Source organism: Salinicoccus sp. CNSTN-B1, assembly GCF_054792835.1.
In genome coordinates this window covers 2252880-2274109 of the sequence record NZ_JBTWMN010000004.1, presented here as the reverse complement: position 1 = coordinate 2274109, position 21230 = coordinate 2252880, and the positions used below count along the sequence as shown (strand labels likewise).

Annotated in this window: 12 protein-coding genes, 6 tRNA genes, 3 rRNA genes and 3 pseudogenes; 19 read left to right on the top strand and 5 right to left on the bottom strand. The window is 45.3% G+C overall.

Going from position 1 to position 21230, the window contains the following annotated elements:
- Positions 1-222: 222 nt before the first annotated feature.
- The 5 genes and pseudogenes from ACYF68_RS13380 (at position 223) to ACYF68_RS13360 (ending at position 5720) form a co-directional block, all read left to right on the top strand.
- The gene (locus tag ACYF68_RS13380) at positions 223-1371 is read left to right on the top strand and encodes a UTP--glucose-1-phosphate uridylyltransferase (protein WP_461047422.1); all 1149 of its coding nucleotides are present in this window, start codon (positions 223-225) and stop codon (positions 1369-1371) included.
- An 86-nt stretch (positions 1372-1457) separates the two neighbouring features.
- Positions 1458-2093, top strand: coding sequence for a PAQR family membrane homeostasis protein TrhA (trhA, locus tag ACYF68_RS13375; RefSeq protein ID WP_461047645.1), 636 nt, complete (start codon positions 1458-1460; stop codon positions 2091-2093).
- A 78-nt stretch (positions 2094-2171) separates the two neighbouring features.
- Positions 2172-2975 (top strand): pyrroline-5-carboxylate reductase, encoded by an 804-nt coding sequence (gene proC, locus ACYF68_RS13370; protein ID WP_461047420.1) that lies wholly within the window; start codon positions 2172-2174, stop codon positions 2973-2975.
- Between the two features lie 77 nt (positions 2976-3052).
- Positions 3053-4609 (top strand): annotated as a pseudogene (locus ACYF68_RS13365) (amidohydrolase).
- A 13-nt stretch (positions 4610-4622) separates the two neighbouring features.
- Positions 4623-5720: an NAD/NADP octopine/nopaline dehydrogenase family protein gene (locus ACYF68_RS13360; RefSeq protein WP_461047418.1), complete on the top strand. Its 1098-nt coding sequence runs from the start codon at positions 4623-4625 to the stop codon at positions 5718-5720.
- A gap of 143 nt (positions 5721-5863) precedes the next feature.
- Here ACYF68_RS13360 and ACYF68_RS13355 read toward each other — a convergent pair whose 3' ends face one another.
- Together ACYF68_RS13355 and ACYF68_RS13350 are read right to left on the bottom strand one after the other, a co-directional pair.
- Positions 5864-6826 carry an alanine/glycine:cation symporter family protein gene (locus ACYF68_RS13355; RefSeq protein ID WP_461047416.1) on the bottom strand — a complete coding sequence of 321 codons (963 nt, stop codon included), beginning with the start codon at positions 6824-6826 and terminating at the stop codon, positions 5864-5866.
- A 26-nt stretch (positions 6827-6852) separates the two neighbouring features.
- Positions 6853-8296: pseudogene (locus ACYF68_RS13350) on the bottom strand (alpha-amylase).
- 138 nt (positions 8297-8434) lie between these two features.
- Between ACYF68_RS13350 and ACYF68_RS13345 the strand changes: the two are divergent.
- A complete protein-coding gene (locus tag ACYF68_RS13345) occupies positions 8435-9400 on the top strand; it encodes a mechanosensitive ion channel (protein WP_461047643.1) in 966 nt (321 codons plus the stop codon).
- Between the two features lie 109 nt (positions 9401-9509).
- On the opposite strand, the pseudogene ACYF68_RS13340 reads toward ACYF68_RS13345, so the two are convergent.
- A pseudogene (locus ACYF68_RS13340) lies at positions 9510-10687 on the bottom strand (IS256 family transposase).
- Between the two features lie 195 nt (positions 10688-10882).
- Between ACYF68_RS13340 and ACYF68_RS13335 the strand changes: the two are divergent.
- From ACYF68_RS13335 to rocF, 12 genes are all read left to right on the top strand, one after another.
- Positions 10883-11932, top strand: coding sequence for an Mrp/NBP35 family ATP-binding protein (locus ACYF68_RS13335; RefSeq protein ID WP_461047414.1), 1050 nt, complete (start codon positions 10883-10885; stop codon positions 11930-11932).
- A 15-nt stretch (positions 11933-11947) separates the two neighbouring features.
- Positions 11948-12718, top strand: a complete 771-nt coding sequence (locus ACYF68_RS13330) for a KinB-signaling pathway activation protein (RefSeq protein ID WP_461047412.1) — start codon at positions 11948-11950, stop codon at positions 12716-12718.
- A gap of 424 nt (positions 12719-13142) precedes the next feature.
- A 16S ribosomal RNA gene (locus ACYF68_RS13325) occupies positions 13143-14695 on the top strand.
- Between the two features lie 227 nt (positions 14696-14922).
- Positions 14923-17798 (top strand): 23S ribosomal RNA (locus ACYF68_RS13320).
- 88 nt (positions 17799-17886) lie between these two features.
- Positions 17887-18001 (top strand): 5S ribosomal RNA (gene rrf, locus ACYF68_RS13315).
- Together the 16S, 23S and 5S rRNA genes with 6 tRNA genes alongside form the textbook arrangement of a ribosomal RNA operon.
- Positions 18002-18015: 14 nt before the next feature.
- Positions 18016-18090 (top strand) — tRNA-Asn (locus ACYF68_RS13310).
- Positions 18091-18119: 29 nt separating this feature from the next.
- Positions 18120-18191: transfer RNA gene (locus ACYF68_RS13305), tRNA-Glu, on the top strand.
- A 10-nt stretch (positions 18192-18201) separates the two neighbouring features.
- A tRNA-Val gene (locus tag ACYF68_RS13300) sits at positions 18202-18274 on the top strand.
- A gap of 4 nt (positions 18275-18278) precedes the next feature.
- Positions 18279-18359: transfer RNA gene (locus ACYF68_RS13295), tRNA-Tyr, on the top strand.
- 9 nt (positions 18360-18368) lie between these two features.
- Positions 18369-18443, top strand: a tRNA-Gln gene (locus ACYF68_RS13290).
- Position 18444: 1 nt separating this feature from the next.
- Positions 18445-18517 (top strand) — tRNA-Lys (locus ACYF68_RS13285).
- Between the two features lie 128 nt (positions 18518-18645).
- On the top strand, positions 18646-19557 hold the full coding sequence (gene rocF / locus ACYF68_RS13280) for an arginase (RefSeq protein ID WP_461047411.1): 912 nt from the start codon (positions 18646-18648) through the stop codon (positions 19555-19557).
- Positions 19558-19646: 89 nt separating this feature from the next.
- On the opposite strand, the gene ACYF68_RS13275 is transcribed toward rocF, so the two are convergent.
- Both ACYF68_RS13275 and ACYF68_RS13270 read right to left on the bottom strand, forming a co-directional pair.
- Positions 19647-19910: a hypothetical protein gene (locus ACYF68_RS13275; protein ID WP_461047409.1), complete on the bottom strand. Its 264-nt coding sequence runs from the start codon at positions 19908-19910 to the stop codon at positions 19647-19649.
- On the bottom strand, positions 19910-20101 hold the full coding sequence (locus ACYF68_RS13270; protein ID WP_461047408.1) for a helix-turn-helix domain-containing protein: 192 nt from the start codon (positions 20099-20101) through the stop codon (positions 19910-19912). The genes ACYF68_RS13275 and ACYF68_RS13270 overlap by 1 nt, the downstream gene beginning before the upstream one ends.
- A 162-nt stretch (positions 20102-20263) precedes the next feature.
- On the opposite strand from ACYF68_RS13270, the gene ACYF68_RS13265 reads away from it, so the two are divergent.
- Positions 20264-21148: a helix-turn-helix domain-containing protein gene (locus ACYF68_RS13265; RefSeq protein ID WP_461047406.1), complete on the top strand. Its 885-nt coding sequence runs from the start codon at positions 20264-20266 to the stop codon at positions 21146-21148.
- Positions 21149-21230: the final 82 nt, after the last annotated feature.

Sequence of the window (21230 nt, the reverse complement as noted above, 5' to 3'; positions counted from 1 at the left end):
TTATTGCGCTGCTCTATCATGCCACCGGAAGCCATCAGCTAAAGGAGGTCACAGCAGACTTGATTGCGTCCCATTGCTTTAGCTCTATAAAGATGTTCATCAGCTTGTGGGTACAACTCTTCTATACTTCATTCGGGCAAAGGAACCCCTCATCATCATTTTTTATATTTTTACAGTTCCATAGATATACATTATAATTAAGAAAATGATTTGTGGAGGATAATGATGATAAAGACAATGATACCCCAATACGACAAACTGGAAAGAAATGAACAGGAAGAAGTGGAACATCAATTCCAATCACTTGATATGAATGAAATCAAGGAAGTGTTTGAGGAGGTCTACCAAAATCCGACACCAGTGGATATGGGAAACATCACTGAAATCCCTTATACCACACCGGAAGAACTGGATGAGCATATGTTGCATGAGATGACGCTTGATGCAATGGCCGATGGTCAGGTAGGTGTCCTGCTGATGGCAGGCGGACAAGGGACCCGTCTTGAGCACAAAGGACCGAAAGGCACTTTCTCGTTTGATGGCCATTCCTTATTCGAATTGCAGGCAAAGCAACTTAAAGCATTCCAGGAAGAAGTGAATATGCCCGTCCAATGGTTTATCATGACGAGCGACATCAACCATGAAGAAACCGAGCAGTTCTTCTCCACGCACAATCATTTCGGTTTGGATGCAGACAATATCCATTTCTTTAAACAGGAACATTTCCCGGCGTTATCAAAAGATGGGGAACTGCTGCTTGATGCTGACAGGAATATACTGATGACCCCAAACGGCAATGGAGGAATATTCAGTGCGCTGAAGCATTCAGGTATGTTGGAGCGTATGAAAGAGTTGGGTATCAGACATGTATTTATGAACAACGTCGATAATGTGGTGGTCAAGGTGGCAGACCCGTTACTTGTCGGACTCCATATTCAAAATGACAATGAAGTGACATCCAAGTCAATAGAGCCGAGGCCTGGTGAAAGTGTTGGACGTCTGTGCCTACTGGAAGATCAGAAGAGCGTAGTTGAATATACTGAATTGCCTGAGGGCCAAGAGGAAAGCTTCAGGAATGGGAACATCGGTATACATGTTTTCGACATTGATTTTCTTGAAAAGGTAGCTGATGTAAAAATGCCCTATCATCTCGCGTTGAAAAAATTGGAGCATCTCGATGATGACTTGAAGATCATTAGGGCGGAGGGCCTTAAATTCGAAAAATTTTATTTTGATGCATTCCAGTTTGCAAAAACTCATATGACTCTACAAGTCGGCCGGACTGGGGAATTCTCGCCGCTTAAAAACAAGATTGGGAAAGATAGTGTCGAAACAGCTAGGCGGGACTTGATGGATGAAGGCTTGATATAATGTTTTTGAAGCATACAGGTACGCGCAAGCCTTTATATAGAAAACAGGAGGATACAGGGGGCGGAGTTGTAGATTCGTTGAAACATATGGTTCCCCTGTCTTTCGGAGAAGAAGTCGGTAATAGCGTCAGCCACGGTGTAGCAGCCATCATATTTATATTGCTGTTACCCTTTACGGCAGTCTATATGTATGAAGATGGTGGCGTGATGCATGCTGTGGGCGGCTCCATCTATGTCATCAGCATCTTTTCCATGTTCCTGACCTCTACTCTTTATCATGCCATGGCTCATAACACGAAACATAAATATATCATGCGTCTGCTTGATCATAGCTTTATATTTGTTGCGATTGCAGGCACCTATACACCTATTGCCTTGTCAGTGATCGGCGGCACTTGGGGCACAGTCACCCTGGTTATCCAATGGACGGTGGCAGTATTAGGCATTTTATATAAAGTGCTGAGTCCAAAAGTGAGCAATAGGGTGAGTTTAACAGTCTATCTCATCATGGGATGGATGGCCGTCATCTTCTTCCCGAGAATCTTAGCGAATACAGATTGGATATTTTTACTTATGATTACATTGGGAGGCGTGAGCTACACGGTGGGAGCTTGGTTTTATGCACAGAAGACACGCCAGTATTTCCATATGATATGGCATTTCTTCATCATAATAGCGAGTTTCCTCCACTATATTGGCATTGTTTTCTATATCCAACCTTGATTAGAGCGCCATTTTAAATATTCTTTTCAGTTTGTTATGATTGTTACTGTTCGTAAAATCAAAAATGGAGCTGATCTTATGAAAATCGTATTTTATGGTGCAGGTAATATGGCGAGTGCCATCTTTATAGGGATGATTGAAAATAAAGTGGTGAAACCAGAAGATATATATTTGACGAGTAAAAGTCAGAAAGAGAAAATAAAATTCTTTCAGGATAAATTGGGAGTCAATATCTCTTATGATGATTCAGAACTGTTGAAGGATGCAGATTATGTCATTTTAGCGAGCAAGCCGCAAAGTTTTCCTGATGTGGCCAAGAGGTTGCGTCCGTATCTTGAGGAAGCGACGAAGATTATTTCCGTTATGGCAGGCACACAGATTAAAACAATCAGAAGAGAACTTAAAAGTGATAATCCAATAGCTCGGTTGATGCCGAACACTAATGCAATGGTTCAGCATTCCGTTAGCGGTATCAGCTACTCCGAAAACTTTCCGGATAAGGATGAACTTGTAGAATTGATGGAGAGTTTTGGCACGACTGTTGTAGTGGAAGAAGATGCAATGCATAACATTACTGCCGCAACAGGTTCAGGATCAGCCTTCCTATATTATATTTATGAGAAGTATGCAGAGAGTCTCATGGAGCTCGGTTTCGATGAAAAGGAAGCAATGTTCCTAACGACAAACCTAGTTATCGGTGCTGGTAAAATGGTGGAGGAGTCCGATCTGTCCTTCAGTCAACTAAGGAAGAATATCACTTCAAAGCGGGGGACCACTGAAGCAGGATTGGATGCTTTGGATGGTGAAGGTATTAAGAACATCTTAATGACAACTTTGAATGCGGCAGCTAACCGCAGTGAAGAACTGAGCCAGGATGACTGATTCAACCATTTTAGGAAGATAATGATGGATGCTTCATATATAATGTATATATGAAGCATTTTTTCTGGGGGTAATGTATGAAGACATTATATTATAATGGGAATATATATACGATGAAGCGGTCAGAAGATAAGGTACAGGCGGTTCTTGTAGAGGATGGAATTATTCTCGGCGCGGGTATTTACTCGGATTTTAGGCATGAAGCGGATGAACTGGTAGATCTAGAAGGTGCCACAATGCTGCCGGGATTGACTGATACACACATGCATCTGGTCATGTTAGGGAAGAAATTAAAATCACTCGCACTCAATGACGTCAACGATATCAATATAATGAAAAAATTGGTCTCAGAATTTGATTCGAAGGGTAAATGGAATGTCATCTTGGGTTACGATGAGAATAATTTTCCTGATCAATATAAAATGAAGCGTGAAGAGCTGGATATGCTGATCCATAAGCCGACACTGATTACCCGTGTATGCCATCACGCCGGATTGATCAACACGGAAGCAATGTCGCTTCTCGGTCTTGATCGTACGACAGAGGATCCGGAAGGTGGATATTTCGAAAGAGATGCGGACGGGGAATTGACAGGGTGGGTCTATGATAAGGCTTTTGAAATGGTTAGGGAGAAAACTGTGGAAGATGATATCGATTCAATAAGCGATGACATATCAACAGCAGTCGATCATCTCCATTCGTATGGCATCACCAATGTCCATACAGAGGATATGTCTTATCACGGTCCTTATCAAGTACCCTTCGGGGCATATCTCAAGACGGTGGGGCCCGAGGGTAAAAAGATCCGGGTCAATCTGCTTCGGCACGAACAAGTTTACGATGAGATGGTTGCAGATGGGCCAAGATTACCGAAAAAACTGGATTGAACCTGATGCCATGAAACTTTTCATGGATGGCGCTTTCGGTGGAAAACCGCTCTGGTTAAAGACCCTTATGAAGGCACGGCTGAGCATGGACTGCAGATCCACTCCCAGGAAGATCTGGAATCGCTCATTGTGAAGGCCCGGTGCAATAAGGATGCAGTAGCAGCACATGTCATAGGAGATAGAGCATGTGAGATGGTGGTGGACGCCATTGAAAAACATCCAGCTCCTGAAGGTAAACACGACAGATTGATCCACACAAGTCTGTTGAACCAACCACTGCTTGAGAGAATGGCTAAAATGAGTATCATATGCGATGTACAACCAACATTTCTTACATCTGATATGCCTTGGGTAGAGAAATATCTCGGAGAAACACGTACAGCATACCTTTATCCATTCAAGACAATGCTTGATTATGGCTTGATGCTTGGCGGATCGTCGGATGCCCCTATCGAAACAGCCAATCCGATGCAGGGAGTCCATACACTTGTCACACGTCGTGGGGAGAGCGGGGTCTATAATGAAAGTGAATGCATCAGCCGGTATGAAGCATTTAAAATGTATACACATGATGCTGCCGAGATTATCTATAAAGGTGACAGGGCGGGGTTGATTGACGTAGGTTATTACGCTGACTTCGCGATATTTGAGCGTGACGTCATGCAGATATCGTCTGAGGAATTATTAACCGCAAAAGTAATAAAAACAATCGTCGACGGCGAAGTCGTCTATGATGGACAACTATAGAAGGAGGGATTTGATGGGTTTAAAAATAGGGATTTTTGGTGCCGGCAATGGTGGGATCACCGCGGCCGCTGATATGACTGAGAAGGGGCACCAGGTGACACTTTTTCAGTCGCCGCAATCGAAGAAGGATTTGAGTCAAATTGAGGAGAGTGGGACAATTTCATTCAATGGAAAACCAATCTCACTCCATAGATTTACACGCGAAGCGGAAGAGGCTGTCAAGGGACAGGATGTAATAATGCTTACAATACCTTCTGTTGCAATTGAACCGGTTGGCGAAACGATTGCCCCTTATATTGAGGATGGACAGTATATACTGATCAACGGAGCAAGTGCAATGTCCAGCCTTCGTTTTAGGCGTGTACTGCATAATATGAAAGCTGACGTCGATGTAAAAGTAGGCGAGACGATGTCACTGGCCTACGCCTCACGCTATTCATCTGAAAATAATGAAGCACAGCTCATCGCCTATAATAAATATAATCTCTTTGCCGCATATCCGGCGAGACATACCGAGGAGATGCTCGAGGTATTCCATCGCATGTACGACTACCTCGAACCCGCTGAAAATATACTGGAAACAACCTTAAACAACGGTAACCCTGAGAGTCATCCAGGCCCTTCCATACTGAATGCGGGGAGGATCGATTACGCTGGGGATGATTTCTATCTCTACAAAGAAGGAATCACCAAGCACACTGTGAACGTGGTGCACAAAATTGATGAAGAACGTCAGGAGATCTGCAGAGCGCTTGGTTTTGATGCACTTTCGAAATCAGAAAGAAGCCTCAGGAGTGGGTATTTTGAAGATGGACTTACCTTAGATGAGCAGTACAACCATTCGAAGGTTTTGAAGGATATAAAGGGACCGATAGAACTTGACAATCGTTATGTCACAGAAGATGTATCCAACGGGCTAGTATTGTGGGCAAGCATTGGAAAGATGGTTGGGGTTCAAACACCGGTAATGGACTCGGTCATTATATTAGCGGGAGTCCTTTTGGAACGTGACTATTTCCAGGAAGGTGTGACTTTGGCTAAGCTAGGTATAGAGGATAGCAGTCCGGCACAACTGAATGAGGATATGAGATACAACCATACTAGAGATTAATTCGTGACTCATCAGATGCACATGATATTTTGAAGATTAAAAATAGGCAACCCCACTTAGTGATTCGATATTTTAGTATCGCTAAGTGGGGTTTTTACAATATTTACAGAAACGAAATCTCTTTAATCACACATGTTCATCTTTTATATCTTTCTGTAATACTTCGGATCATTGAAAAATTCCTTCTTCAATTCGATGACCTTTGGAGAAAGCAATATTATGGCGATGATATTCGGTAACACTACAAAGAATAAAGTGAGATCAAGGAAGGCCCATAAGGCAGTTGCTCCTCCTATCGCCCCGACAACGATCGAAATGACGTAGATACTCTTCATGACTGTGCCGGCCCAGAGGCCGAAAAGGTACTCTGCTTGCCGTGCGCCATAAAAAACGACTACCGTTATGGTCGAGAAGACAAATATAACCAAGGCTATCGATACTACATAACTTCCGATAGGTCCAAAAGATTCTTCGAAGGCCCGGGCCGTCAAAGCTTCCCTGACACTTTCCTTATGTGCATCACTCTGTTGCCATACACCTGTCGTTAGGACGACTAACGCTGTAACTGTACAAATGATCAGGGTATCAACCAGAATTTGGATCACGGCCCAAAAAGCCTGACGAATTGGGTGATCTGTCTGGGCAGCAGCATGTGCAATTGGGGAAGTACCTAACCCCGCTTCATTGCTGTAGATGCCGCGTGCGAAGCCCCACCGTATTGTTTCAGCGAGTACCGCTCCAGCCCCGCCGCCAAGAGCCGCTGTCGGATTGAAGGCTTCGGTGAAAATCAATCCAAAAGCTGCGGGAACGGCCGAGGCATTCAAAATAAGAATGATAATCCCTGCCAGAATATAGAACAAGGCCATGAAAGGAACGAGGTAAGAAGACACTTTGCCGATGCGTTTCACACCATCAAAGACAACGACGCCGACAGCAATGGCTATAATGATACCGGTTGCCAGTGGGTTGAAATAGAAAGGGTAGACAAACTGAAAGAACTTCAACCTGAAAGTTAAGTAGACGCTAGTGAAAAACAACATGATGATAATCGGGTATCCCCAAAGGAACGATGAAATGGCCGTCACTGATTCTATTAATTTCTCCATGGCTTATCCCTTTGTTTAATTATATATTAAGCGTCTGGAAGAGCGTATACACTGACGCTCTGACTATCGACGAAGAATTCCCCATTGCCTTCTTCATCGATGGTAACGATATCCTCCCTGTTTTCGGTAACATCAATCCATTCCTCACCGCTATGCGCGTCGCCCACATACATTTTTTTGACCCCTTCTTCCAGCCCATTTGAAATGAGGACGGCGCAGCCGGAATTTTCGACTTCATCTTCTCCAAAACGCACCCAGCCGATTGTATTGGGGTGGTCGAGGTAATCTTGTTGTTCTCCAAGCGCCTTGTTATGTCTGGCGTATAGAAGTGGATCGATCAATTCTCCCATCCCGTCTTCACCATCCGTTCCATAGTAATCTCCGTAGAAACGCAAGGAAATCCATCCTGTCTCAGAAGAATGAGTGCATAGGCGGACTGTTTGAACCAGCCGTCAATAAATGACTCAAGAGATTCTCCAGGCTGCGTATCATGATTGTCTACGAAGGTGACGGTATTCCAAGGATCTTCCTGCACGAGTGTGCCATCGAATATCTGGGTGAGATCATAGCCTTCATATTCATTTGCAGCTTCAAAAAGATTATAGTGCAATTTAACATCGAAAAGATCTATATCGAATTCTACATCCTTCAAAAATCCTTCTTTAGCTTCTACATCTGAATTCCAGAACTCTCCGAAGAAATATAAGTCGCGATCAGCATGTGCTTCCAGCGCTTCTATAAACTCTGCGATAAATGTACTATCGATATGCTTGACGGCATCCAACCTGAATCCATCGACGTCCAAAGTATCAGTGAGCCATTTTCCCCAACCAATCATCTCTTCTTTGACATCGGGATGATCGTAATCGATGTCTGAGAACATGAGGTAGTCGAAATTGCCATATTCGTCATCAACATTACTGTTCCAATCCTTGTAGTCACCCAAGATACGGAAAATCCCTGTTCGGTCTTCTCGTGCATCATAGTCGACTCCACTGAAATGGTTGAAATTCCAAACGAAGTCACTGTATTTTCCATCTCTTCCGGGAAGAAGAACCGTGTATACCCTTCGATATCAAAAGGTTCAGAAATATCCTTTTCCCGATCTTCCTGATCCACTTCGATGACTTTGAATGTTTCAGTTTCATCTCCGGCAGCTTTATGATTCATCACAAGATCGATGTAGACCAGTAGATTGGCCTCCTTACATGCTGCTATCGCCGCTTCGAGTTGTTCACGCGTGCCATATTTGGTGCGGACGTCTCCCTTCTGATCAAATTCTCCAAGGTCGTACACATCATAGACTGCATACCCGGGATCTGCCGTACTGTCCGCTTTAGTGGGTGGTGGCAACCATACGGCATCAAAGCCTTTATCCTTTATTTTTTGGGCATCATCCTTGAGACGGTTCCAATGTTCGCCGTCATCGGGGAGATACCATTCGAAATACTGCATGATTGTCAAGTTCATATATGGTCCCATTCCTCTCTATTGTAATACTCTCTTTATAGCCAATATGAGCGTAGTTAACCTAAAATGAAATATTTTAATTTTGAAATAAAAAGGAAAAATGTGTTTAGTTGCCATAAAACTAGATGATGGCTAACCATAATACATTTTAAGGAGGTAATTTTTTTGGGTAACGTAGGAGATCAACTAATGTCGGTATTAGACAAGATCATCGCTTTTATACCTAATTTAATCAGTGCACTTTTACTTTTACTTTTAGCGTGGATTATCGCAGTAGTGCTTAAAAACATTATCGTAAAAGGTTTGAAGGCAGTCGGCTTCGATAAATGGCTGCAGAAAAAAGAGTTGAGCAGTCCAGACGAAGCTAAAAAGGAATCGGAAGGCATCATTACTACACTTGGAAAGCTGGCATACTTCCTGGTATTTATCTTGTTCCTGCCGCCAGTTTTCGACGCGTTGAATATGCAGTCGGTATCAGCTCCAATTAAAGAAATGATGACTGCAGTACTTAATTTCATCCCGAAACTGCTTGTTGCTGCGGTCCTGATAGTATTGGGACTGTACCTGGCTAAGATTCTAGGTAGATTGGTTACAAATCTACTCCAGGGCTTAAATATGAGCAGATTCAATTCATACGTAAACTTTGGCGATAAGACAAAAGAAGGAATTGACATTCCACAAGCTTCCGGTGTAGTCATATCGGTACTAGTAGGTCTGTTCTTCGTCGTACAGGCGTTGACAGTATTGAACCTGGAAGTCTTCAATACGATTGGAACAGCGATTATCGCCTATATTCCGCTTGTTGTATCAGCCCTCATTATATTGACTCTAGGATTTGTCGGAGGTAATTTACTTTCTACTGTAATAACTAAGAGTACAGGAAATGCCTTCATCGGCGAGATTGCCAAGTATCTGATTATAATCGTCGCGGTCTTTATGACGCTCGATCAATTGAATTTCGCCCAGAGCATCGTAAATCTAGCATTCCTGATCATCCTAGGCGCTGTAGCTGTTGCTTTTGCAATAAGCTTTGGTATGGGTGGTAAACCGTTCGCTCAAAAACAGCTCGAGAAATTCGAAAATAAAGTGAATGAGAAAGAGTAATATCCATTAACCTACAACTTAATGTGAGTAAAGTAACCAAACACTTCAGCCATAAGGGACCGTCAATAATTATGTGTAAATGAAGGCATGCCTTTTCTTGTAGTGTGCATTACCCGCTGAACATTTCAGCTAATTCTGCACGGGCCTGGTCAAAACCAATATGGCACCGTGTCGCGAACCGTTGGTTATATGCTTCAAATTGAGTGACCAGGAAACGGTCAAGGGCGTCCTCGTTCGGGAACTGCTCTTTGCGCTTACTGTACCGTTTGATCTGCTTATTGAATGACTCAATCAGATTTGTGGAGTAGATGCTTCTCCTGATTGCTTCAGGGAAATCATAAAAAGTGAACAGATCCGGATTGGCTTTCAACGATTGCGTGACTTTGGCGTAAGATTTCTTCCACTTCTCGATAAACGCGTCCAAAGCCTGCTCAGCTTCGGCCTTATCCGTGGCGCGATACAGGGACTTCAGGTCCTCACAGATTGCCTTCCGGTCCGACACACGGACCTTGTGGGAAATGTTGCGTGCAACGTGAATGAAACATGTCTGGTATTTCGCTTTTGGAAACACCGAATGAATACTGTCTTTGATACCTGGAAGCCCGTCAGAAATGAAGAGCAGGACTTCCGTCACGCCCCGTGCATGGATATCTCCAATCAATTCTTTCCATACATACGCAGATTCCGTCGGCGCGACAGTATAGGCCAGCACTTCCTTGGAGCCATCCTCCCGGATGCCCACAGCGATATAGACAGCCTCTTTGGTCACCGTCTCCCGTTTGACGGGCAGGAATGTCGCATCCAGGTACACGCACACATACCGCTCGGATAACGAACGCTGGCGAAATGCCTCCACTTCTTCTGTGACCGCCTGGGTCATATTTGAAATGGTCTGGGCGTATAGTGATGCCCATACATCCGTTCAATCAGATGGGAGATTTCAGACATCGTCACCCCTTTTTGAAACATATGGATGACAAAAGATTCCAATGTGTCATTGGACCGCTTGTAAGGCGCAACGGTCTGCTGCTTGAAGTCCCCATTCCGGTCCCGGGGAATGTCAATCTGAAGGTCGCCATATTCGGTATGTAACGTGCGGGAATAGACGCCGTTTCTGGAGTTCCCGGAATTGAAGCCCACACGGTCATACTTTTCGTAGTCCAGGAATGCAGTCAATTCGGTTTTCAGTAATGTGTTCACCGCCGTTTCCAGGTGGCTGCGGAAGATTTCTGTGACATCGTCTTTTTTTACTAGAGCTTGAATAATATCTGATGTAAAATGATCCATAGGGGTCGTCCTCTTTTCTTGGATTTGGTGTGGTAACTTAATCTTACAAGAAAAGGACGCCCTTTTTTATTTATTCATTTACACAAACTATTTTACGCTCTCAGCCATAAAGTGTTTGGTTTTTTTTCATTATAAATAGAATATGTTGTGTTATCATGGATGTATTAACCATAAGGCGTAAAGGAGAATTTTTAAATGCTTACTAGAGAGCAAGTGGAAGAAATCGTCGGCAACATAAATGATCCAATCCTCAATGTACCTATATCCGAAACAGAGGGCATCCAGGAAATAAGCATCAAAGAGGAAAAGAACCATGTAAGTGTAAAAGTGGCAATTGGCCGTCTCGGCGGACAGGAGCAGCTTGATCTGCAGATGAAAATCGTAAATGCAGTCAAAGAAGCAGGCGCAGATACAGTCGGTCTCAGGTTCGATGAACTGGACGAAGAGACAATCGAACGCCATAGAGGCACTTCAGGCAGTGAAGTGGAGAATCGCTTCAAAGATAATGATACAGCGTTCATTTCTATCGCTTCCGGCAAAGGTGGGGTCGGCAAATCGACAGTAGCAGTCAATTTAGCGGTCTCATTGGCGGAGAAAGGCAAAAAAGTCGGACTCATAGATGCGGATATATATGGGTTCAGTGTGCCCGATATGATGGGTATCACCGAAAAACCTGGAATTAAGGATAAAACAATCATCCCTGTTGAAAGATACGGAGTAAAAGTTATTTCCATGGCATTTTTTGTCGAAGAGAATACACCGGTGATCTGGAGAGGTCCTATGCTCGGCAAGATGATCAGCAGCTTCTTTAATGAAGTCGATTGGGGCGATCTTGACTATCTTCTTTTGGACCTCCCTCCTGGTACCGGAGATGTGGCACTTGATGTCCATCAGCTGTTGCCGCACAGTAAGGAAATAATAGTAACCACACCACATCCGACAGCCGCATTCGTCGCTGCCCGGGCAGGTGCCATGGCACAGCATACTGATCACGACATCATTGGTGTCATAGAAAACATGAGTTACTTTGAGAGTGAACTTACAGAAGAGAAGGAGTATGTCTTTGGACAGGGTGGCGGACAGAAGCTTGCTGATGAACTAAGTGTGCCGCTACTTGGCCAGTTGCCTCTTGGCCAGCCTAAATGGGACAAAGAGGATTTTGCGCCTTCAGTCTACGGGGCGGACCATCAGATAGGAAAGATCTATCGCGAGATTGCAGACAATGTAATCGATGAAAGTAAATAGCCGGGGGATTATAGTATGACATCTAAGTATCTTGTGAGGTTCTATTTCAGGACACTACTCCTCGGCATGATCACCACAGCTCTGGTGAGCATGGTTACAGAGTATGAGAATGTAACGCGATACCTTTTTGCAGGCCAATTTGGTGAATTTCTTGCTGGCTTGATCTGGTTTCTTGGATATGGATTGTTGATTGCCACAGTAAGTCAAGTGGCATTCTTCATCTATCTGTTCATCCATCCATTAGGGATGGGGCTTTTCAGGAAGCTATGGCCTTATATACAATTGTTATTGGTGATTTATGCTGTATTCGACCTTTTCTATGTCAGATTTTACCGCTTTGGCAAAGAAGCGGGTGAGATAATTGATTATATATGGATTCCAATCATTGTAGTCATTGCCGGTTTTATAGTCGCATGGTGGAAAGACCGCGAAGCGCGCGGTACCCAAGTCTTCATCCCATCACTCTTCTATATGGTATTCATGACCTCGATTGCCCTGCTTCCTTTCCTAAACGTAGAGGATACATCTTGGATCTATCGTTCAATCTTTACATTGGTGGCAGTGAATGCTTTCCAACTTATAATGTTGCCAAAGTATATTGAAGCGTCAGAGCAGGAAAAACGAGAACGTGGTAGGGTGACGAAGGCAGAACGCAACGAAGAAAATAGAAAAGCAATGGCACAGAGAGATGAACGCCAAAAACAAAAAGAAGCTGGTCAGGTTAAAGTAAACAATAAGATGAAGTATAAGAACAAAACGAGACAGAATACATCTCATAAGAAATGACAAAGGCGGTGCTATGCACCGCCTTTTCAATTAGTGTAACAATGCACGATAAAAAAGCTGCATACCGTTGACACTCTAAAGAGAGCTTGCTATGATATAAAAGTCGCTGAAAACAGATGGCAACTTACCGACAGCAACCAACCTAAAATAAAAATAAAAAAAGGTTGCAAGCGAAATTGGAAGATGGTATAGTAGAGAAGTCGCTGAAAACAGTAGGCGGGCATTTAAAAACTACAAAAGCAATTTTGAAAAAGAGATAATAAGGATTGCAAATATGTAGGACGAATGCTACAATAGTAAAGCAGTCAACGAGAGAACATTGAAAACTGAATGACAATATGTCAACGTTAATTCCAATAAAACCGGATGGTATAACCATTCAACTTGGGCGACAAGTAAAACCGCAACGAGTCAGAGCACTCCAATTATGGAGAGTTTGATCCTGGCTCAGGATGAACGCTGGCGGCGTGCCTAATACATGCAAGTCGAACGCGCAGCCCCGGAGCTTGCTCCGGGTTCTGCGAGTGGCGGACGGGTGAGTAACACGTAGGCAACCTACCCATCAGACTGGGATAACCACGGGAAACCGTGGCTAATACCGGATAACCCTCATTCTCGCAGGAGGATGAGTTGAAAGGCGGTCTTTGACTGCCACTGATGGATGGGCCTGCGGCGCATTAGCTAGTTGGTGGGGTAAGGGCCCACCAAGGCGACGATGCGTAGCCGACCTGAGAGGGTGATCGGCCACACTGGGACTGAGACACGGCCCAGACTCCTACGGGAGGCAGCAGTAGGGAATCTTCCGCAATGGACGCAAGTCTGACGGAGCAACGCCGCGTGAGTGAAGAAGGGTTTCGGCTCGTAAAACTCTGTTGTCAGGGAAGAACGCCGGTGGGAGTAACTGTCCATCGGGTGACGGTACCTGACCAGAAAGCCACGGCTAACTACGTGCCAGCAGCCGCGGTAATACGTAGGTGGCAAGCGTTATCCGGAATTATTGGGCGTAAAGCGCGCGTAGGCGGTTCGTTAAGTCTGATGTGAAAGCCCCCGGCTCAACCGGGGAGGGTCATTGGAAACTGGCGAACTTGAGTGCAGAAGAGGAGAGTGGAATTCCATGTGTAGCGGTGAAATGCGCAGAGATATGGAGGAACACCAGTGGCGAAGGCGGCTCTCTGGTCTGCAACTGACGCTGATGTGCGAAAGCGTGGGGATCAAACAGGATTAGATACCCTGGTAGTCCACGCCGTAAACGATGAGTGCTAAGTGTTAGGGGGTTTCCGCCCCTTAGTGCTGCAGCAAACGCATTAAGCACTCCGCCTGGGGAGTACGGCCGCAAGGCTGAAACTCAAAGGAATTGACGGGGACCCGCACAAGCGGTGGAGCATGTGGTTTAATTCGAAGCAACGCGAAGAACCTTACCAAATCTTGACATCCTCTGACCGCCATGGAGACATGGCTTCCCTTCGGGGCAGAGTGACAGGTGGTGCATGGTTGTCGTCAGCTCGTGTCGTGAGATGTTGGGTTAAGTCCCGCAACGAGCGCAACCCTTATCATTAGTTGCCAGCATTCAGTTGGGCACTCTAGTGAGACTGCCGGTGACAAACCGGAGGAAGGTGGGGATGACGTCAAATCATCATGCCCCTTATGATTTGGGCTACACACGTGCTACAATGGACAGGTTACAAAGGGCAGCTACGCCGCGAGGCCAAGCGAATCCCATAAAACTGTTCTCAGTTCGGATTGGAGTCTGCAACTCGACTCCATGAAGCTGGAATCGCTAGTAATCGTGGATCAGAATGCCACGGTGAATACGTTCCCGGGTCTTGTACACACCGCCCGTCACACCACGGAAGTCGGTAACACCTGAAGCCGGTGGGCCAACCTTTATGGAGGCAGCCGTCGAAGGTGGGACCGATGACTGGGGTGAAGTCGTAACAAGGTAGCCGTATCGGAAGGTGCGGCTGGATCACCTCCTTTCTAAGGAATATTACGGAACGTCCCTTATGGGACGGCGGAATTGGCGTTTGACATATTGTATTCAGTTTTGAATGGTCTTCATTGACGATTCAACCCCTTGCACATTGAAAACCGTATAGAAGCAATGCGAAAAATGATTTTAACCGAAATCAAGCGTAGAAACCGAGAACTGAAGAGTTCATAAAAAACACGCGTTGTGTCGAGAGACACACTCACAAATTCATTGCGATTAAGTAATGAAGGGCGCACGGTGGATGCCTTGGCACCAAGAGCCGATGAAGGACGGAACCAACACCGATATGCTTTGGGGAGCTGTAAGTAAGCGTTGAACCAAAGATTTCCGAATGGGGGAACCCCGCACATTAGTGCGACTTTCAGGTGAATACATAGCCTGAGAGAGGTAGACCCGGGGAACTGAAACATCTTAGTACCCGGAGGAAGAGAAAGAAAAATCGATTCCCTGAGTAGCGGCGAGCGAAACGGGAAGAGCCCAAACCAGTCTTTGACTGGGGTTGTAGGACACCGAAAAAGCAGAGAGAAGCGAGCAGAAGCGACTGGAAAGTCGCACCATAGGGGGTAACAGTCCCGTATGCGAAGTTTTGATCTGTGGCGGTGTATCCTGAGTACGGCGGAACACGAGAAATTCCGTCGGAAACTGGGAGGACCATCTCCCAAGGCTAAATACTTCTTGGTGACCGATAGTGAACCAGTACCGTGAGGGAAAGGTGAAAAGCACCCCGGAAGGGGAGTGAAATAGAACCTGAAACCGTGTGCTTACAAGTAGTCAGAGCCCGTTAATGGGTGATGGCGTGCCTTTTGTAGAATGAACCGGCGAGTTGTGATTGCATGCGAGGTTAAGCAGCGAATGTGGAGCCGTAGCGAAAGCGAGTCTGAATAGGGCGTCTAGTATGGGGTTGCAGACCCGAAACCAGGTGATCTACCCATGTCCAGGCTGAAGTCCAGGTAACACTGGATGGAGGGCCGAACCGACTTACGTTGAAAAGTGACCGGATGAGGTGTGGGTAGCGGAGAAATTCCAATCGAACCTGGAGATAGCTGGTTCTCTCCGAAATATATTTAGGTATAGCCTCGTGTTAGCATCGTGGAGGTAGAGCACTGTTTGGACGAGGGGCCCATCCCGGGTTACCGAATTCAGACAAACTCCGAATGCCACCTATGTGATGCACGGGAGTCAGACAGCGGGTGATAAGGTCCGTTGTCGAGAGGGAAACAGCCCAGACCACCAGTTAAGGTCCCAAAATATATGTTGAGTGGAAAAGGATGTGGCGTTGCACAGACAACTAGCATGTTGGCTTAGAAGCAGCCATCATTTAAAGAGTGCGTAATAGCTCACTAGTCAAGTGACGCTGCGCCGAAAATGTACCGGGGCTAAACATATTACCGAAACTGTGGATCAATTATATTGATGGTAGGAGAGCGTTCCGATTGCAGCGAAGCATGATCGTGAGGACATGTGGAGCGATCGGAAGTGAGAATGCCGGTGTGAGTAGCGAAAGACGGGTGAGAATCCCGTCCACCGAACGACTAAGGTTTCCAGAGGAAGGCTCGTCCGCTCTGGGTTAGTCGGGACCTAAGCCGAGGCGAAACTGCGTAGGCGATGGATAACAGGTAGAAATTCCTGTACCGGTGATGTGTGTTTGAGCGATGTGGTGACGCAGGAGGAGAAGCAGAGCGTGCGGAAGGAAGAGCACGTCCAAGCATCGAGTCGTCAGGGTAGGCAAATCCGCCCTGTGTAACGACGAGATGTGATGGGGAGCCGAAAATAGTAGGCGAAGCTGTGGGTTCACACTGCCAAGAAAACCCGCTAGTGAATACATTACCGCCCGTACCGCAAACCGACACAGGTAGTTGGGAAGAGAATTCTAAGGTGAGCGAGCGAACTCTCGTTAAGGAACTCGGCAAAATGACCCCGTAACTTCGGGAGAAGGGGTGCTCATGAAAATGAGCCGCAGTGAATAGGCCCAAGCGACTGTTTATCAAAAACACAGGTCTCTGCCAAACCGAAAGGTGACGTATAGGGGCTGACGCCTGCCCGGTGCTGGAAGGTTAAGAGGAGCGCTCAGCGTAAGCGAAGGTGCGAATCGAAGCCCCAGTAAACGGCGGCCGTAACTATAACGGTCCTAAGGTAGCGAAATTCCTTGTCAGGTAAGTTCTGACCCGCACGAAAGGCGTAACGATTTGGGCACTGTCTCAACGAGAGGCTCGGTGAAATCATAGTACCTGTGAAGATGCAGGTTACCCGCGACAGGACGGAAAGACCCCGTGGAGCTTTACTGTAGCCTGATATTGAACCTCGACCTCACTTGTACAGGATAGGTGGGAGCCGTTGATGCGTGGACGCCAGTCTACGTGGAGGCACTGGTGGGATACCACCCTGGTGATGTTGAGATTCTAACCCGCACCCGTAATCCGGGTGGGAGACAGTGTCAGGTGGACAGTTTGACTGGGGCGGTCGCCTCCTAAAGAGTAACGGAGGCGCTCAAAGGTTCCCTCAGAATGGTTGGAAATCATTCATAGAGTGTAAAGGTATAAGGGAGCTTGACTGCGAGACAGACACGTCGAGCAGGGTCGAAAGACGGACTTAGTGATCCGGTGGTTCCGCATGGAAGGGCCATCGCTCAACGGATAAAAGCTACCCCGGGGATAACAGGCTTATCTCCCCCAAGAGTTCACATCGACGGGGAGGTTTGGCACCTCGATGTCGGCTCATCGCATCCTGGGGCTGTAGTCGGTCCCAAGGGTTGGGCTGTTCGCCCATTAAAGCGGTACGCGAGCTGGGTTCAGAACGTCGTGAGACAGTTCGGTCCCTATCCGTCGTGGGCGTAGGAAATTTGAGAGGCGCTGTCCTTAGTACGAGAGGACCGGGATGGACATACCACTGGTGTACCAGTTGTCGTGCCAACGGCATCGCTGGGTAGCTATGTATGGTCGGGATAAGTGCTGAAAGCATCTAAGCATGAAGCCCCCTCAAGATGAGATTTCCCCATTAGATCCCTCAGAGATGATGAGGTAGATAGGTTCGGCGTGTAAGTGTGGCGACACATTGAGCGGACGAATACTAATCGATCGATGACTTATTCAAATGAAGAAAACCGTGTATGGTCTTCTACGCAACGCATTGCTTCTATCCGGTTTTGAATGTCCAAGGGGCATTCAAGCATTCCATATTGTCCGGTGGCAATCGCGGAGAGGTTCCACCTGTTCCCATGCCGAACACAGCAGTTAAGCTCTCCAGCGCCGATGGTAGTTGGACTGACGTCCCGTGAGAGTAGGACGCCGCCGGGCAATTTATAGATTGATCCACAGTAGCTCAGTGGTAGAGCTATCGGCTGTTAACCGATCGGTCGTAGGTTCGAATCCTACCTGTGGAGCCATTTTTTTGTTTTAAATAAAAATTTATCCTGGCCCGTTGGTCAAGCGGTTAAGACACCGCCCTTTCACGGCGGTAACACGGGTTCGAGTCCCGTACGGGTCATTTATCTTCAGGAGAATTAGCTCAGCTGGGAGAGCATCTGCCTTACAAGCAGAGGGTCGGCGGTTCGAACCCGTCATTCTCCATTACGGAGGAGTAGCGAAGTGGCTAAACGCGGCGGACTGTAAATCCGCTCCTTCGGGTTCGGCAGTTCGAATCTGCCCTCCTCCATTCTATTATTGGGCTGTCGCCAAGCGGTAAGGCAACGGTTTTTGGTACCGTCATGCACAGGTTCGAATCCTGTCAGCCCAGCCATGAGCCATTAGCTCAGTTGGTAGAGCATCTGACTTTTAATCAGAGGGTCAGAGGTTCGAATCCTCTATGGCTCATCATTAAGACACTTTCTAACGGAAAGTGTCTTTTTTTATGTTTTATGCGAAATACTATTTATATTTGCATAAAAATCCAATGTTGTATATTATGTATGTTGTGAGAATTAACTGAAAAGGGGATTGTTATGAGTCAGAATATACATATTATCGGTGCTGCGACAACATTTGGACAACCAAGATTAGGAGTAGATCTTGGGCCAGACGCAATACGATATGCAGGTCTTGATAAAGCGCTTTCTTCGTTAGGTTATACAGTTACTGACGCGGGGGATATACGGAGTAAGTACCGGGTTAACGCTTCCAATCATTCCGTTAAGAATGAAACGAATCTATTAAATTATAAGGAAGTGATGGATTTCAGCCTCGAGCTTGCGGCTGAAGTGGACAACACAGTCTCTTCAGGGCAGTTCCCTTTGATACTTGGAGGAGATCATTCTTTATCGATTGGTTCTTTAGCAGGCTTAAGCAAGCACTATGAAGATTTGGGAGTCATTTGGTACGATGCGCACGGTGACCTTAATGATAGCCGCACATCGCCTTCAGGCAACATCCATGGGATGCCGTTAGGTATATCATGCGGAGTGGGCGACGAGGATTTGGTCAATCTCTACAATCCAGGCATAAAGGTAAAACCTCAAAATGTTGTGCTTATAGGTATGAGAGATCTGGATGAAGGGGAAAAGTTATATATTAAAGAGAATGGTATATTGACATTTACTATGGGTGACATCAGAACAAAAGGTATAGAAAGTGTCATGAAAGAAGCTTTAACCCATTTGGAGGGGCGTACAGATGGCATTCACCTATCAGTGGATGTAGATGCCTTGGATCCACTGGAAACACCGGGCACAGGTACTCCAGTAGATGGAGGATTATCGCTCTCTGAGTCACAGCTCGCTATGGAGATACTGAATGAGAGTGAAAGGATCACTTCGATGGATTTGGTGGAAGTGAACCCTCTACTTGATGAGAAGAATAAAACAGCTGAAAAAGCGGTGAAGATTGCAGAAAGCCTATTCGGAAAAAAGCAGCTTTAATAAAAACAAACCTGTAGCCGTTCGAGATGACCTCGAAACGTTCAATTTTTGAGGTCACTCCGTTTCCGGTACAGGTTTTTTATCTGCATTCAGTCTTCTCCTATGGGCATGATCTGGACCTTATAATCTTTTGAGTGTTTCGTACCTTTTTTTACTGAATTATCTTTAACGAACTTTTTCAGCTCTTTTTTAAAGGATTTGAGATCATCTTCCTTTATTCTTAAGTTATAGGACATGCTATCCTTCTTCTTTTCATCTGAACTATATTTCAGAAGATCTATATTAGGCACTACTTTTTTGGCGATGGGTTCATAGAACTTCTGTACAATACTATTCTTCTCTTCAGTCTTCACTACATGGATATTCCGTTTTTGAGGAGTTCATTCAGATGATAATGGATTTTGGCACGAGGAATTTCAAGTTCGTCAGCAAGCATCTGTCCTGTCTTTGGTTTTTCTCCAAGCATGGTGAGGAGTTGGATGCGAAATGGATCGCTGACACTTTTTAATTGAGCAAGATTATCTATTACAAGCAGTTTTTTCACATTTAACACCCCTTATAATGTATGTTTATAGTATGATTAAGTGAAATTGTTATGTCAACGGAATAAACATCCATTTATTTGACTGATAACACTTGTAACATTTGTTGCATAAAGGGCAATTTGATATGATGGAATTGTTAAGTAAGTGGAGGGGGCGCCTTTATGATAGGACAGCGTATCAAGGAAATCCGCAACAATAATAATTTGACTCAAGAAGAATTGGCTGAGGGGATCATCTCCAGAACCTATTTAAGTCTTATTGAAAAAGGCAGTGTCCATCCCTCCACAAACGTTTTGATTAAACTGAGTGAGCGGTTGAACTGCTCAGTCAATGATTTCATGCAGGAAGTTTCCCATTTCCGGTATAATGATGTGGAGATACTGCGCGAAATCTCTTATTATGAACAGAAGGTGGATCAGGGCGACTTTTCCTCATTTGAGTATTTCATCAATAAAGAATATCATAGGGTGGATGAGGTCCCAGCACCGGATAATGGCAGAATCCATTTATTATATGCCAAGTATTATAGGCATATCGGGGACAGAAAGAATCTTAATGTACATATCGATCAGGCTGTAACACTTCTTTCATCTGTCTCCTTCAATCAAACTTATATTGATGCGATTCTTCTCAAGGTGGAATTAATGGTCGAAGAAAGAAGGGTGGAGGCGGCCCTGGACTTGTTGGAAGATACTTTATTCACAATCCTCCGGTTTTCCGATCAGAATTTCGGAGTGATCCGTATCATGTTTGCCGTGGCGGACTGTTATCAGAGATGCGGAGAGTATCTTACATCATTAAGGATGCTTAAAAGGGTGGAAAAGCATTCCAAGGTGCTTCAGATCCAATACAAAGCAGGTGAGTTGGCTTTAATCGAAGGGAAAAATTTTGCAATGATTGGCAATTATGAGCTGCTTCAAAAAAGAGTGGAAAACATGAACAGTCCAGAGGCAAAATTGTTGAGGAGTTATGCCTTTTTTAAAAAGGGAACATTGAAAGTGCCGCAGCACTTTTTGATGATATCAAATCTGATATCCGACCTGTGAGAAATGATGAAGTGCTTTCTTTAATCCATGGGGAATTGGAAAAAGAATTCGACAGTATATGAATGATTAAGTGAGGGACATA